The organism is Altererythrobacter chaiwopuensis (assembly GCF_054957755.1).
On the sequence record NZ_JBTXJG010000001.1, the window covers coordinates 1,117,169 to 1,130,751 of the forward strand.

11 protein-coding genes and 1 other RNA gene are annotated in these 13,583 nt (G+C 61.7%); 6 read left to right on the forward strand and 6 right to left on the reverse strand.

The annotated features are described in order from the left end of the window. The first annotated feature begins 26 nt into the window (after window positions 1-26). Window positions 27-1,361 carry an amidohydrolase gene (locus ACX2DJ_RS05505; protein ID WP_462571433.1) on the forward strand — a complete coding sequence of 445 codons (1,335 nt, stop codon included), beginning with the start codon at window positions 27-29 and terminating at the stop codon, window positions 1,359-1,361. A 70-nt stretch (window positions 1,362-1,431) separates the two neighbouring features. Here the strand turns inward: ACX2DJ_RS05505 and ACX2DJ_RS05510 are convergent, their stop codons facing one another. The 3 genes from ACX2DJ_RS05510 to ACX2DJ_RS05520 all read right to left on the reverse strand — a co-directional run bounded on the left by ACX2DJ_RS05510 (window position 1,432) and on the right by ACX2DJ_RS05520 (window position 3,830). Next, window positions 1,432-1,788 (reverse strand): endonuclease domain-containing protein, encoded by a 357-nt coding sequence (locus tag ACX2DJ_RS05510; RefSeq protein ID WP_462571434.1) that lies wholly within the window; start codon window positions 1,786-1,788, stop codon window positions 1,432-1,434. 68 nt (window positions 1,789-1,856) lie between these two features. After that, window positions 1,857-2,762: an RNA polymerase sigma factor RpoH gene (gene rpoH, locus ACX2DJ_RS05515; RefSeq protein WP_462571435.1), complete on the reverse strand. Its 906-nt coding sequence runs from the start codon at window positions 2,760-2,762 to the stop codon at window positions 1,857-1,859. Window positions 2,763-2,885: 123 nt separating this feature from the next. Then, window positions 2,886-3,830 carry an RluA family pseudouridine synthase gene (locus tag ACX2DJ_RS05520; protein ID WP_462571436.1) on the reverse strand — a complete coding sequence of 315 codons (945 nt, stop codon included), beginning with the start codon at window positions 3,828-3,830 and terminating at the stop codon, window positions 2,886-2,888. 161 nt (window positions 3,831-3,991) lie between these two features. On the opposite strand from ACX2DJ_RS05520, the gene ACX2DJ_RS05525 reads away from it, so the two are divergent. From ACX2DJ_RS05525 to ACX2DJ_RS05545, 5 genes are all read left to right on the forward strand, one after another. Continuing rightward, entirely contained in the window at window positions 3,992-4,384 is a 393-nt protein-coding gene (locus tag ACX2DJ_RS05525; protein ID WP_462571438.1) for a M67 family metallopeptidase, read from the forward strand. Window positions 4,385-4,524: 140 nt separating this feature from the next. After that, a complete protein-coding gene (locus ACX2DJ_RS05530; RefSeq protein WP_462571439.1) occupies window positions 4,525-5,184 on the forward strand; it encodes a histidine phosphotransferase family protein in 660 nt (219 codons plus the stop codon). 1 nt (window position 5,185) lies between these two features. Then, complete coding sequence (locus ACX2DJ_RS05535; RefSeq protein WP_462571440.1) at window positions 5,186-5,893, forward strand: N-acetylmuramoyl-L-alanine amidase; 708 nt, start codon at window positions 5,186-5,188, stop codon at window positions 5,891-5,893. A 6-nt stretch (window positions 5,894-5,899) separates the two neighbouring features. Beyond that, window positions 5,900-6,348, forward strand: an RNA gene (gene rnpB / locus ACX2DJ_RS05540) — RNase P RNA component class A. 102 nt (window positions 6,349-6,450) lie between these two features. After that, on the forward strand, window positions 6,451-9,756 hold the full coding sequence (locus ACX2DJ_RS05545; RefSeq protein ID WP_462571441.1) for a S41 family peptidase: 3,306 nt from the start codon (window positions 6,451-6,453) through the stop codon (window positions 9,754-9,756). 52 nt (window positions 9,757-9,808) lie between these two features. Here ACX2DJ_RS05545 and ACX2DJ_RS05550 read toward each other — a convergent pair whose 3' ends face one another. The 3 genes from ACX2DJ_RS05550 to ACX2DJ_RS05560 form a co-directional block, all read right to left on the reverse strand. Continuing rightward, window positions 9,809-11,281, reverse strand: a complete 1,473-nt coding sequence (locus ACX2DJ_RS05550; RefSeq protein ID WP_462571442.1) for an FMN-binding glutamate synthase family protein — start codon at window positions 11,279-11,281, stop codon at window positions 9,809-9,811. Window positions 11,282-11,370: 89 nt separating this feature from the next. Then, window positions 11,371-12,681, reverse strand: coding sequence for a UDP-glucose dehydrogenase family protein (locus tag ACX2DJ_RS05555; RefSeq protein WP_462571443.1), 1,311 nt, complete (start codon window positions 12,679-12,681; stop codon window positions 11,371-11,373). Then, entirely contained in the window at window positions 12,678-13,487 is an 810-nt protein-coding gene (locus tag ACX2DJ_RS05560; protein WP_462571445.1) for a metallophosphoesterase family protein, read from the reverse strand. Before ACX2DJ_RS05560 ends, ACX2DJ_RS05555 begins: the two co-directional genes overlap by 4 nt. Between the last annotated feature and the right edge of the window lie 96 nt (window positions 13,488-13,583).

The following is a 13,583-nucleotide window of genomic DNA, read 5'->3' on the forward strand; positions in this document are numbered from 1 at the left end:
CAAGTGGGGATCACAGGAGGGATTCGATGATTTCGATGCGCAAATTGATGCTGGCCGCAAGTGTGGGTGCAATGCTGGCGGCAAGCCCGGCCCTGGCGAATACAGACGAGGTCGCGGCTGCGGTCGACGCTGATTACGAGGCCTATCTTGACGAGCTGTTCGTGCATTTTCACATGAACCCGGAGCTCTCCTTCCTTGAGACGAACACCTCTGCGCGCATGGCGGCGGAGCTGCGCGCGGCGGGGCTGGAAGTGACCGAGGGCGTGGGCGGCACCGGCGTTGTCGGCATGCTCAGGAACGGCGAGGGGCCGCGGATCCTGCTGCGCGCCGATATGGACGGGCTGCCGGTGGTGGAGAAATCGGGCCTCGAATATGCCTCGACCGCAACCCAGGTGGGCCAGGACGGGCAGGAATATCCGGTCATGCACGCCTGCGGGCACGATGTGCACATCACCTCGATGGTGGGAACCGCGCGCCGCCTGATGGCGATGAAGGACCAGTGGAGCGGCACGCTGATGTTCGTGGTCCAGCCGGCCGAAGAGCGCGTTGGCGGGGCGCGTGCGATGATCGCGGACGGGCTCTATCAGCGGTTCGGCAAGCCGGATTATGCGCTTGCCTTCCATGTCGCCTCCGTGCTGCCCACCGGAATGGTCACGGCATCCGAAGGCATCCAGTATTCGAGTGCGGATTCGGTCGACATCATGGTGCCGGGGATCGGCGCACATGGCGCCAGCCCGCATTCGGGGCGTGATCCGGTCTATATCGGCGCGCAGATCGTGAATGCGCTGCAATCGATCGTGAGCCGCGAAACCATGCCGCTCGATCCGGTGGTGATCACCGTGGGGGCGTTCCATGCGGGCACCAAGCACAACATCATCTCCGACCGGGCTGACCTGCAGCTGACGGTGCGCGCCAATGACGAGAAGGTGCGCGCCAAAACGCTGGCGGCGATCGAGCGCATCGCGGTCAATGTCGGGCGTGCGCACGGCCTGCCCGAGGATATGCTGCCGCAAGTCAAGGTGACTGAAGGCACGCCGGTGACCTATAATGATCCGGCGCTGGCACGGCGGCTCAACGCGGTGATGAAGGAAACCTTCGGCGAGGCGGCGGTGCCGCCCTTTGCGCAGCAGAACATGGGCGCTGAAGATTTTGCCTTCTTCGTGACACAGGAGCTGGGCGTGCCGGGTTATTACTTCGCGGTTGGCGGAACCCCGCAATCCGCGTTTGATGCGGCGGCCAATGGCGGCCCGCCGGTGCCCAGCCATCACTCGCCGCTGTTCAAGATCGCGCCGAAGGAATCGGTTACCATCGGCACCCGTGCGATGATCGCGGCAGTGCTGGATCTGGCCGGGGCGGAGTAGTGCAGATCAGATCCTCCCCGTTGCAGGGCAATGGGGAGGGGGACCGCTCGTGAAACGAGTGGTGGAGGGGCTAATTCAGCCTTTCCCTGCAAACTGCCAGAATAGCTTCAGCGCTAGATGTCGGGGATGAAAGTATTTCGTTCGCCGAGATACGAACAGTTTTTATTCCGCGGCTTTGGATTGCTTCATCACGCGCTGCGTCCTTGCAGGGCATCGCGCCCATATCATGAACAATACCGTCTACTTCGATAGCAAGCTTCGCGGCCGCGCAATAGAAGTCCACTACATATGGGCCAATGGGATGTTGTCTGCGAAATTTCAGGTCAGACTGCCTTAGCTCGCGCCACATCAGGACTTCAGGCAAAGTCATGTTGCGCCGCAACGCCTTGGCTTGGCGGACTTTTCGCTTTGTCGTCTGTCGAGCCACAGCCCCTCCGTCAGCAACTGCGTTGCTGCCACCTCCCCATGAGCAAGCTCACGGGGAGGATCGCTCGATCACGCAACTCCCGGCAGCAGCCTTTCGCCCGCGATGCGCTGCATCGCCTTTTGCAGCTTCTCGAACGCGCGCACTTCGATCTGGCGGATGCGTTCGCGGCTGACATCGTAAACCTGCGACAGTTCTTCGAGCGTCTGCGGGTTTTCGGTCAGGCGGCGTTCGGTCAGGATATGCTTCTCACGCTCGTTGAGCGCATCCATCGCGTCGGCCAGCATTTCATGGCGCATCTGCGCCTCTTCGGCATCGGCCACCGTCTCGTCCTGCAGCGGACGGTCATCGGTAAGCCAGTCCTGCCATTCGCCCGAGCCTTCCTCGCCGCCGCGCATCGGCACGTTGAGCGAACCATCACCGCCCATCATCATCCGGCGGTTCATATTGATCACTTCCTGCTCAGGCACGCCCAGATCGGTGGCGATCTTGGTCACGTCTTCCGGAGAAAGATCGGTATCCTCGTAAGCTTCGAGCTGTTTCTTCATCCGGCGCAGGTTGAAAAACAGCTTCTTCTGAGCGGCGGTGGTGCCCATTTTGACAAGCGACCAGCTGCGCAGGATGAATTCCTGGATACTCGCCTTGATCCACCACATGGCATAAGTGGCCAGGCGGAAGCCGCGATCGGGCTCGAATTTCTTCACGCCCTGCATCAGCCCTACATTGCCTTCGGAAATGAGATCGCTGACCGGCAGGCCATAGCCGCGATAGCCCATCGCGATCTTGGCAACGAGCCGCAAATGGCTGGTCACCAGCTGGGCAGCCGCCTCGGGATCGTCATGTTCGGCATAGCGCTTGGCCAGCATGTATTCCTGCTCGGCCGTAAGCACGGGAAACTTCTTGATCTCGGCGAGATAGCGGTTGAGGCTTTGCTCACCGCTGAGCGCCGGGACCGACGGGGTAGTCTTGTTGCTCACTTCTTCCCTAACCTTTCTTGCGTCAACCCGTCGTTACCGGACCCCTGATGGGCATCCGCTGGTGCGGGCTACTCAGTTACATATAAACGCTTTTGCAGCGATTTGCAGTGCGTTTCATCGATTTCAACGAGCGGTTCGGCCGATTAGTTCCTGCATATCGGCGGGCAATTCCGACCGGAATTCGAGCCATTCGCCGCTCACCGGATGCTCGAATCCCAGCACTGCCGCATGCAGTGCCTGCCGTTCAAAGCCCAATTCCTTGAGAACAGGCCGTAAATCGTTTGGAGTGCGTCCATATAACGGGTCTCCTAATAGCGCATGACCGATTGACGCGCAGTGAACGCGCACCTGGTGGGTTCGCCCGGTTTCAAGCCGGCATTCGATCAGCGCGGCGGAATGCAGCTTTCTGATGGTTTTATAGTGCGTCACCGCGTGTTTGCCGCGCGAGGAATTCTTGTCGAGCACGGTCATTTTCTTGCGGTTTGCATCCGATCTGCCGATTCGGGTGGCAATCGTGCCTTCGGGCGGGCTGGGATGGCCCGCGCAGACCGCCAGATAGCGCCGCTCGATCGAATGGTCCTTGAACTGGCGCGCCAGCCCTTCATGCGCCTTGTCGTTTTTGGCCACGACCAGCAGGCCCGATGTGTCCTTGTCGATGCGGTGGACGATGCCGGCGCGCGCCACCCCGCCGATACCCGAGAGCTGCCCCTGACAGTGATGGAGCAAGGCATTGACCAGCGTGCGGTCCGGGTTACCTGCTGCCGGATGGACCACCATGCCCGCAGGCTTGTCGATCACGATCAGGTGCTCATCCTCGTAAACGATATTGAGCGGGATATCCTGCGGCTGTGCCTCTGCTGCCACAGCGGGCGGGACATGGATCGCGAACCGTGCGCCAGCGGCCACCTTGATCTTGGCGCTGGTGGCGGGCTGGCCCTCCACTTCGACCTGGCCTGCGGCAATCAGCGCCTGGATGCGCGCGCGCGAAAGCTCGGTTGCCTCGGCCAGCGCCTTGTCGAGGCGATCGGAGGTCGTGATAGTGCCGGTGATGATGGCGTGTCCGTCCACTATGCTCGCTCAGCCCCGTTCGTTCGTCATCCCCGCAAAGGCGGGGGTCCAGATAAATTGCGCGCGATCCATGGATTCCCGCTTTCGCGGGAATGACGAAAAAGGCAAGGTAAGACCATGGTTTCGACAAGCTCAGGGCGAACGGTTAAAGGGACCGAACGATGCTGATTGTCGCAAAATCAATTATTTCGCTGCTCATCGATGAAGCCCGCGCCGCCCATCCGCGCGAATGCTGCGGTATCCTGCTGGGCGCAGGCAGCCGGATAAGCGAAGCCAGACCCACTGCCAATGTCCACTCTTCGCCCGAGACCCATTTCGAGATCGACCCGCAGGCGCTGATCGATGCCCACCGCAGCGCGCGCGGCGGCGGCCCGCAAGTGATCGGATATTACCATTCGCATCCCTCCGGTCCGCCTGAGCCATCCGCCACTGACCGCGCAATGGCAGCGGGCGATGGATTGGTCTGGGCGATCATCGGGCATGACAGCGTGATGTTCTGGCAGGATGCGTCCGATGGGTTTCTCGCGCTTTCCTACCAGGTCGTTCGGGCATAGTTTGCCCCAATGCAGCGGGTTCAAGCGCAATCTTTGGCAGCTTTTCGGGGCAATCGGTCGATCCGTGACTGGCGAGCCGGGTTTTTTATCCTTAGGACTGTGTTCCAAGTGTTCCATCCTGCAGGAATTGAAGCCGTTCCATGAATTCCACATCCGCTACAGAACTCGCCGCGCTGATGTGCTCGCGCCTGTGCCATGACATGCTTTCGCCCGTCGGTGCGCTTTCGAACGGGCTTGAGCTGCTGGCCGACGAAAAGGATCCGCAGATGCGGGCGCGCTGCATCGAATTGCTCGAACAGAGCGCGCGGATCAGCACCGGCAAGCTCAAGTTCTTCCGCCTTGCATTTGGTGCGGCGGGCGGATTCGGCGATGCGGTGCCGGTTGAAGAGGCGCAGAGCGTGATTGACACGTTGGTGAGCGAAGCACGCGGGGTGACGGTCAACTGGGCGATCTCCGATACCAGCCTGCCCAAACCCGCGGTGAAGGTGATGCTCAACCTGGCGCAGATCGGGCTCGACGCCCTGATCCGCGGCGGCACGCTTGATATCGGGGCCGAACTGCATGACGGCAATTACGAGATCGTGGTGCGCGCAAGCGGTGACCGCATCGCCTTTGACGAAACCATCGGGCGCGCGCTGCAAGGCGATTTGGCGCCGGGCGAGCTTTCCAGCCGCACTGCCGCTGCTCATATGATCGCAACCCTGGCCGAAGAGATTGGCGGCGGGCTGCAATACAAGCGCAGCGAGGATGCGCTGGTGATGGGGGCGGTGTTGCCGCAGCCGCACGGGATGATTGGCTGAGATGGATAGCGAGCTGGTCCACCGCGAACAGCTGTCGCCCAATTTCAACGAGCGCAGCCTGCCGGTGAGCATGGTGGTGTTGCATTATACCGAGATGAAGCCGGTCGAGACCGCGCTGCAAAGGCTGTGCGATCCCACCGCCCAGGTCAGCGCACACTATCTCATCAGCGAGGAAGGGCAGGTGACCCGCCTGGTGCCGGAAGAGAAGCGCGCCTGGCATGCCGGCGCATCATATTGGCGCGGGCACAAGGATGTGAATTCGGCCAGCATCGGGATCGAGCTTGACCATCCGGGCCACGCCTTGGGCTATCGCGAATTTGCCGATGCCCAGATCGAGGCGCTGGTTCCGCTGCTGCACTGGATCGTGAAACATTACGATATCCCGCGCGCCAATGTTGTTGGCCATTCGGATGTCGCGCCCGCGCGCAAGACCGACCCGGGCGAGCTGTTCCCGTGGGACCGGTTGGCCGGATACGGCCTATGCCTGCCCAAGCCGGAAAAGCTCGAACTGGGCGATCCGTTCGACAATGACGGGGCGTTCTATCTCGCGCTCGAACGGTTCGGTTATGACATTACCGACGGGCACAAGGCGGTCGAGGCTTTTCAGCGCCGCTGGCGGCCTGGGAGGATCGACGGCCAGATCGACGGCCAGGTGCGGGCGATTCTGTTTCAATTGCTCTTGGATCGCGACCGCGGAGCGACTAGATAGGCCGTGCCAGGGGGCCGGGCAGCCGCGTCCTTCGACAAGCTCAGGATGAGCGGGAAGAAGGCCGAGGAAAGTCCGGGCTCCACGAAACAAGGGTGGCGGGTAACGCCCGCCCGGCGAGTGTCTTCGGGCGCGAAGCCGAGGGAAAGTGCCACAGAGAGTATACCGCCGATGGAGGGAAACCTCACAGGCAAGGGTGAAAGGGTGCGGCAAGAGCGCACCGGGGTTCTGGCAACAGCGCCCGCATGGCAAACCCCACCCGGAGCAAGGCCAAATAGGGGCCTCGCGCTGTAACGCAGCAGGGGCGTTTCGCCCCGAGAGGCCCGGGTTGGCTGCTTGAGCCATGGAGCGATCCATGGCCTAGACGAATGGCTGCCCCTGCGGGGCTGGTGTTCCCGAGATAATCGAGGGGCATACCGCCTGCAGGACAGAACCCGGCTTACAGGCCCCCTGGCATTTCTTTCCGCGAACGTTGTTATCTTTCGACAAACGAAGTTGCCAGGCACTGGCATTTCCTTGCCGGGACGGGCAATGTGCAGCTAAGAAACAGGGAGATAACTATGACCATTCGCTGGTTTGCCGCCGCACTGCTGGCCGGCAGCATCATGTCCACCCAGGCCCATGCAGAGACGCGGTTGTTGCGCGATCCGGCAGTGTCGGACAACGCCCTTGCCTTCGCCTATGCGGGCGATATCTGGATCGCCAATCGCGACGGCAGCAACCCGCGCCGGCTCACATCGCATCCGGCGGACGAGCGCGATCCGATCTTCTCGCCCGACGGCAGCATGATCGCCTTCACCGCCAATATCGATGGCAATGACGATGTGTTCGTGATCAGCGCGAATGGCGGCCCGCCCAAGCGGCTGACTTGGCATCCGGGCAATGACCTGGCGGTGGACTGGGCGCCCGGCGGCAAGGCGGTGGCGATGGTTTCTGCGCGCGAGCGCCGCGCGGGCCGCGCCGGCCAGCTTTACCACGTCGCGCTTGATGGCGGCCTGCCGAAGAAGATTTCCGAAGCGCGCGTTGCATCAGGCAGTTATGACGAAACCGGGCGGATCTTTGCCAATGTTCCCGGCTGGATGGCCTATAACGGGCTGGCTGGCGGCAGTTCTGGCTGGCGCGGCTATCGCGGCGGAAGCAGCCCTTCGATCCAGCTGATCGATTTCGCGGGCGGCACAGCCACCACCATTCCCGGCGATCGAACCACCGAATTCGATCCGGAATGGATGGATGGAAAGCTCTATTTCCTTTCCGATCGTGACGGCAAGGTGTTCAACATATTCCGCTTCGATCCGGCAGATGGCACGCTGGTGCGCGTTTCGAACGAAACGGTGTGGGATATTCGCCAGTTCGGCGCACATGGCGGCGAAATCGTCTATGAGGCGGGCGGCGAGCTCAAGCGGCTCGATCCGGCCAGCGGTGCGGTGACGCAGCTCAAGATCACGCTCAACGCCGATTTGCCGCAGCGCCAGCCCGGCTGGAAAGACGTTAGCGGCAATGTGACCAGCGTTGCTCTTTCACCTTCGGCCAAACGTGTCGCAGTGACTGCGCGTGGTGAGCTGTTCACTGTGCCGACCGACAAGGGATCGACCCGCAATATCTCGAACAGCGCAGCGGTGCGCGATTATACCGGCATCTGGTCGAATGACGGGCAGAAGCTGGCCTATATCACCGACAATGGCAGCGGGCAGGCGCTGGTGATCGAGGATCAGAGCGGCATCGAAGCGCCGCGCCGGATTGAGCTGGGCGGAGATTTCTATCAGCTGGTCGAATGGGGCGGGGATGGCAAGCACATCGTTTATGCTTCCAACAGGCTGACGCTTCACGCGCTTGACTTGGCCAGCGGCAATTCATGGCAGATCGCCACAAGCGACCGCCGCAACGGCGATTTCGATGCGGCGATCTCGCCCAAGGGCCGCTGGGTGGCCTATACCACTCGCGGGGCGGCGAATAATGCTTCGCTGGAGCTTTATGATCTGGCCGAGCGGCGCAGATATCCGGTGACCGGCGATTTCGCCGATATTTCCTCGCCCACCTTCTCGAAGGACGGCAAATTGCTGTTCTTCGCAGCCTCCACCAATGCCGGATCGCAATTCGCGGGTCTCGACATGACGACGCAGGAGCGGCCCTATCGCGCGGGCATCTATGCCGCCGTGCTGGAAGCAGACGGCAAGAACCCGCTGGGGCCGGTGCTCGCCAATGAGGAAGCTCCCGAAAAGGACGAGGGCAACGGCAAGGACAAGAAAGACAAGGGCGACAAGGGCGAGAAGGGCGAGAAGGGCGACAAGGGCGACAAGGGCGATGACAAGGCTGTCGCAGTAGCCCCCGCCGGGATCGCTGACCGCATTGTTGCACTGCCGGTTCGTGAAGCGGCCTATTCGGGCATCGCGACGGGTAAGGATGGTGCGCTCTATCTGGTTGAATCGGTGCAACCCGGCATCACCGCTGGCCCGGAAAGCGGGCAGGAAGATTCCACCCTGTTGCGCTTCGATTTCGAAGAACGGGAAACGAATAATCTGCTGAGCGGCGTGGTCGCGGTATCCACCGATGCGGCGGGCGAGAATCTGCTGATCCAGAAGCACGACGAGACTCTGCTCACCGCCAAAGCTGGCGAAAAGCTCGAGCCGGAGCCGGTCGATCTGTCCGGCTTGCGGATGCTGGTCGATCCCGCTGCTGAATGGAAGCAGATCTTCGGCGACGTGTGGCGCATGGAAAAGGCATATTTCTATGCCGAGAACATGCATGGGCTCGATTGGGACGCAGTGCGCGCCCGCTACGAACCGCTGTTGGCGCATGTCGGGCGGCGCGAGGATCTGAACGAGCTGCTGGTCGAGATGATTGCCGAAATGCAGGTCGGGCACAACCGTGTGGGCGGCGGCGATGTTTATGACAATTCCTCTGCCCGGCCGGGCCTGCTCGGCGCAGACCTTGCAATCGAGAACGGGCGATACCGGATCAAGCGGATCTTTGCCGGCGGGCGCTGGAACCCGTTCCAGGCGGCTCCGCTAGCCGCGCCGGGTGTCGATGTGAAGGAAGGGGACTATATCCTCGCGATCAATGGGCGCGAGCTTGGCCCGGATGACAATATTTATGCTGCCTTGTCCGGCTCTGCCGGTGGGCAGGTGGCGCTGACCGTTTCAGCGACACCTGGCGGCACCGGGCGAACTTCGGTGGTTGAACCGATCCGTGATGAGGGACAGCTGCGGTTGTGGGCCTGGATCGATGGCAATCGCGAGCGTGTCGAACAGGCAACCGGCGGCAAGGTGGCCTATGTCTACATGCCCAATACCGCCGATGCCGGTTACACCTTCTTCAACCGGATGTATTTCGCCCAGACCGACAAGCAGGCGCTGATCCTGGATGAGCGGGCAAATGGCGGCGGGCAGGCGGCGAATTACGTGATCGACGTTTTGAATCGCAAGTTTCTGTCAGGCTGGAAGGATCGCGAAGGGCTGACCTGGTCCACGCCGGGTGGCGGAATTTGGGGCCCTAAGGTGATGCTGATCGATCAGGACGCGGGTTCGGGCGGTGACTGGATGCCCTATGCCTTCCGGCAATCGGGCATCGGCACGCTGATCGGTACTCGCACCTGGGGCGGGCTGATCGGGATCAGCGCCAATCCTGACCTGATTGACGGCGGTTTCCTGACCGTGCCGTTCTTCCGGTTCTATGATCCGAACGGACGTTTCTCCATCGAGAACGAAGGCGTTGCACCGGATATCAGGGTTGAGCTTGACCAGATCGCGCTGGAGCAGGGGCGCGATACCCAGCTCGAGGCGGCGATTGCGGTGGTGTTGCAGCAGCTCGCAGAAAATCCCCCGGCGCAGCACCCTGCGCCCCCGGATCCGGTCGAACTGGGGCAGTGAGGCGGGCTGTGGCGCGGGGCCGCGTTATGCGGCCTGCGTTGCCCGCTCAAGTTCACGCGGCGATCGGCGGATAAAGCTCGTCCAGCGGGCGGCTGCGCCCATCAGCGCAGACCAAGCGCACATGGTAACGGCGCAGCCCGCGAGGGCCGGGCACGCCGCAGCTATGTGCAATAGTGCCGACTTCCTTGCGCATGTCCTCGACGAAATGCGCCACCCGCACGGCCTTGTCGGCTGGATCGAGTCCATGTTGCAGGCGCGGATCGTGCGTGGTGATGCCGGTGGGGCAGGTGTTCCTGTTGCAGCGCATCGCCTGAATGCAGCCGAGCGCAAACATGAAGCCGCGCGCTGAAACGATAAAGTCGGCCCCCGCGCATAGCGCCCAGGCGACTTCGCTGGGCGTCACCAGCTTGCCCGAGGCGACGATCCGGATCCGTTCCTGCAATCCGTGCTCGTTGCGCAGATCGACCAGCATAGGCAGCGCTTCACGCAGCGTTAGCCCGACATTGTCGATCAGCGGCATTGGCGCGGCGCCTGTTCCGCCATCGCCCCCGTCAACCGTTATGAAATCAGGCGCGCTATCGATTCCGCGCGCATTGATCGCCTCGAACAGTTCCTCGAGCCAGCCATAGGCGCCGATGACAGCCTTGAAGCCCACCGGCTTTCCGGTGACCTCGCGAATATGTCCGATCATGTCGAGCAGACCGTCCACGCTGTCGACTTCGGGATGGCGATTGGGAGAAATCGAATCTTCATATGGGCGAATCCCGCGAATCCCGGCGATCTCCTCGGTCACCTTGCTGGCAGGCAATATCCCACCTTTGCCCGGCTTGGCGCCTTGCGACAGCTTCAGCTCGATCATGCGCACCTGTTCGTGTGCTGCGACATCGCGCAGCATCTCGTCCGAGAGTCCACCATGCTCGTCGCGCACACCATATCTGGCGGTGCCGATCTGGAACACCACGTCGCAGCCGCCCTCGAGATGGTATGGCGAGAGCCCCCCTTCGCCGGTGTTCATCCAGCAGCCCGCCAGCTTTGCGCCCTTTGACAATGCGCGCACGGCGGGCTTCGACAGCGCGCCATAGCTCATGCCCGAGATATTGAAGACGGACGGTGCCTCGTACGGCTTTCGGCAGTTGGCACCGATCATCATGGGAGGGGCGGTGACCGCATCTTCATCCAGTGTCGGCCATGGGCAATTGATGAAGATTGGCGTTCCGACCGGCTCGAGATTGCGGGTCGAACCGAACGCTACAGTGTTCGATTCGCCATTCGCGGCGCGATAAACCCAGTCGCGCTGGGCACGGTTGAAGGGCATTTCCTCGCGGTCCATGGCAAAGAAATACTGGCGAAAAAATTCGCCAAGCCCGGAAAAAACATAGCGCAATCGACCGATCACCGGATAGTTTCGGCGCACCGCATCATGTGTCTGCAGCCGGTCGATGATGAACAGAACCACCAGACCCGCCGCGGCCAGCCCGATGGTGAACACGAATAGCGACGCCAACCAATCGAGCAGGTCAATCATGATTTATCTCCGAATGCGCTAACCAGTCTGCTTACGGGATTCGCGGGCGCACTCGAACAGGTTACTCCTAATCTAGGGAGGGGCTTTCGCTAGCCGCGGCCAATGCTTTCATATGTAAAGCCTGCAGCGCGCATATCTTCAGGTTTGTAGATATTCCGCAGATCCACGAGCAACGGCGTTTTGGCGAGCGATTTGACCCGTTCAAGGTCAAGCGCCCGGAAGGCGTCCCACTCGGTTACGATCACCACCGCATCGGCGCCTTCGATCGCGGCATAGGGGCTGTCGCACATGGAGACATCGGGCATTAGCGGGCGCGCCTGTTCCATGCCCTCTGGATCGTAGGCTGCAACGCTGACCCCGGCATCGGCCAGCGTCTGTGCGATCGCGATTGCGGGCGAATCGCGCATGTCGTCAGTGTTCGGCTTGAAGGTGAGGCCAAGCAGGGCAACCTTCTTGCCGCGCGCGGCATTGGCACCGCCCAGCGCGTCAATCACCTTGCGGCCCATCGCCCGCTTGCGGCTTTCATTGGCCTTGACCACCGCCTCGACGATGCGCACCGGGCTGTCATAGTCTTCAGCGGTCTTGAGCAGGGCGAGCGTGTCCTTGGGAAAGCACGAACCGCCATAACCCGGGCCAGCATTGAGAAACTTGGCGCCGATGCGCCCATCCATCCCGATTCCGCGGGCAACATCCTGCACATTGCCGCCGACCTTTTCGCACAGGTCGGCCATTTCATTGATGAAGGTGATCTTGGTCGCGAGGAACGCGTTGGCCGCATACTTGATCAGTTCGCTCGAACGCCGGTTCACGAACAGGATCGGCGATTCGTTGAGGAACAACGGGCGATAGACTTCACGCATCACATCGCGCCCGAAATCTTCCTCCGCGCCGATCACGATCCGGTCGGGCCGCTTGAAATCGCCGATTGCCGCGCCTTCGCGCAGGAATTCGGGATTGGAGACGACCGCGACCTTGTGGCTCGTCCCGCTGGCCCGGATGATGCGCTCCACTTCGTCGCCGGTGCCCACGGGCACGGTCGACTTGGTGACCACCACTGCGTCATTGGCAAGGCTGGCGCCCACTTCCTCGGCGACGGCATAAACGAAGGAAAGGTCGGCATGGCCATCGCCCCGGCGGCTCGGCGTGCCCACGGCGATGAAGATCGCGCTGGCGCCCTTGATCCCTTCGGCGAGATCGGTGGTGAAGCTGAGCCGTCCTGCCTTCACATTGCTTTCGACCAGCGCATCGAGCCCCGGCTCGTATATCGGCATCACGCCCTGATGCAGGCGATCGATCTTGCCCTGATCCTTGTCGATGCAAACGACGTCATGGCCGAAATCGGCGAAACATGCGCCTGAGACCAGGCCGACATAGCCCGATCCCACCATTGCGATCTTCATGAAGTGAGTTCCTTGTGCTTGATCTTTATGCAGCTTTCCTTTTCGACCGCCTGGATGGTGCGCCGCTGGCTGCCTTCGAGCACCAGCGCGGTCAGAATGCCGCTGCGAAACGCACCGGTGTCGATACCGATACGTTGGCGTTTGTATTCGACTTCGTCGAAGATGGTGTGTCCGTGGACTATCACCTTGGGCAATGGCCCCTTGTGGCGCAGGAAGCGTTCGCGAATCCACAAGAGGTCGCTGCGGCGCTGCTCGTCGAGCGGCAAGTGCGGATCGATGCCGGCGTGCACGAAGGCATAGTCGCCAGCCACAATCATGTTTTCGAATGCGGCCACGAAATCGCGATCCTTGCCAGGAACCAGGCCCTGCAGGCGCTCGAACAATTCTTCGAGCGACAACTGGCGATATTCCTTGCGCGGCAGGCCATAGCTCAGGATCGTCTCGCGCCCGCCGTGCTTGAGGAAATGGCGCAGAACTTCCGGATCGGCAAAGGATTCGAGAAACATCTCTTCGTGGTTGCCAGCCAGGATGCGCACTTCGCGGGCCTTTTGCCACTTGCGCGCGCGTTTGATTACGCCGGCGCTGTCAGGCCCGCGGTCAATCAGATCACCCAGCAGCACGATGCGGGTGGTGGCAGGCGGATTGGCCGAATCATCTTCTTCGATTGCGGTGATCAGCCTGTCGAACAGGTCGAGCCGCCCATGGATATCGCCGACCACATAATATCGTTCTCCACCCGGCACGCGCGGGTTCGATGCACGCTCCTGGCTGCGGCGGAAGAATTTGTCGAAGGGGGCTAGAATCATGGTCCAGTTGCAATCTTGTCGCGCTTCAGCGCCTTAGGCGAGGCGCGCGTGATCGGCAACCGAGTGGTGGGAAGAGGCACAGCATGCCCGCACTGG

Coding starts and splice junctions, on each gene's coding strand:
- ACX2DJ_RS05550 (WP_462571442.1), bottom strand. CDS start 11,281: ATGATTGACCTGCTCGATTGGTTGGCGTCGCTATTCGTGTTCACCATC.
- ACX2DJ_RS05525 (WP_462571438.1), top strand. CDS start 3,992: ATGCTGATTGTCGCAAAATCAATTATTTCGCTGCTCATCGATGAAGCC.
- ACX2DJ_RS05545 (WP_462571441.1), top strand. CDS start 6,451: ATGACCATTCGCTGGTTTGCCGCCGCACTGCTGGCCGGCAGCATCATG.
- ACX2DJ_RS05555 (WP_462571443.1), bottom strand. CDS start 12,681: ATGAAGATCGCAATGGTGGGATCGGGCTATGTCGGCCTGGTCTCAGGC.
- ACX2DJ_RS05530 (WP_462571439.1), top strand. CDS start 4,525: ATGAATTCCACATCCGCTACAGAACTCGCCGCGCTGATGTGCTCGCGC.
- ACX2DJ_RS05560 (WP_462571445.1), bottom strand. CDS start 13,487: ATGATTCTAGCCCCCTTCGACAAATTCTTCCGCCGCAGCCAGGAGCGT.
- ACX2DJ_RS05535 (WP_462571440.1), top strand. CDS start 5,186: ATGGATAGCGAGCTGGTCCACCGCGAACAGCTGTCGCCCAATTTCAAC.
- ACX2DJ_RS05505 (WP_462571433.1), top strand. CDS start 27: ATGATTTCGATGCGCAAATTGATGCTGGCCGCAAGTGTGGGTGCAATG.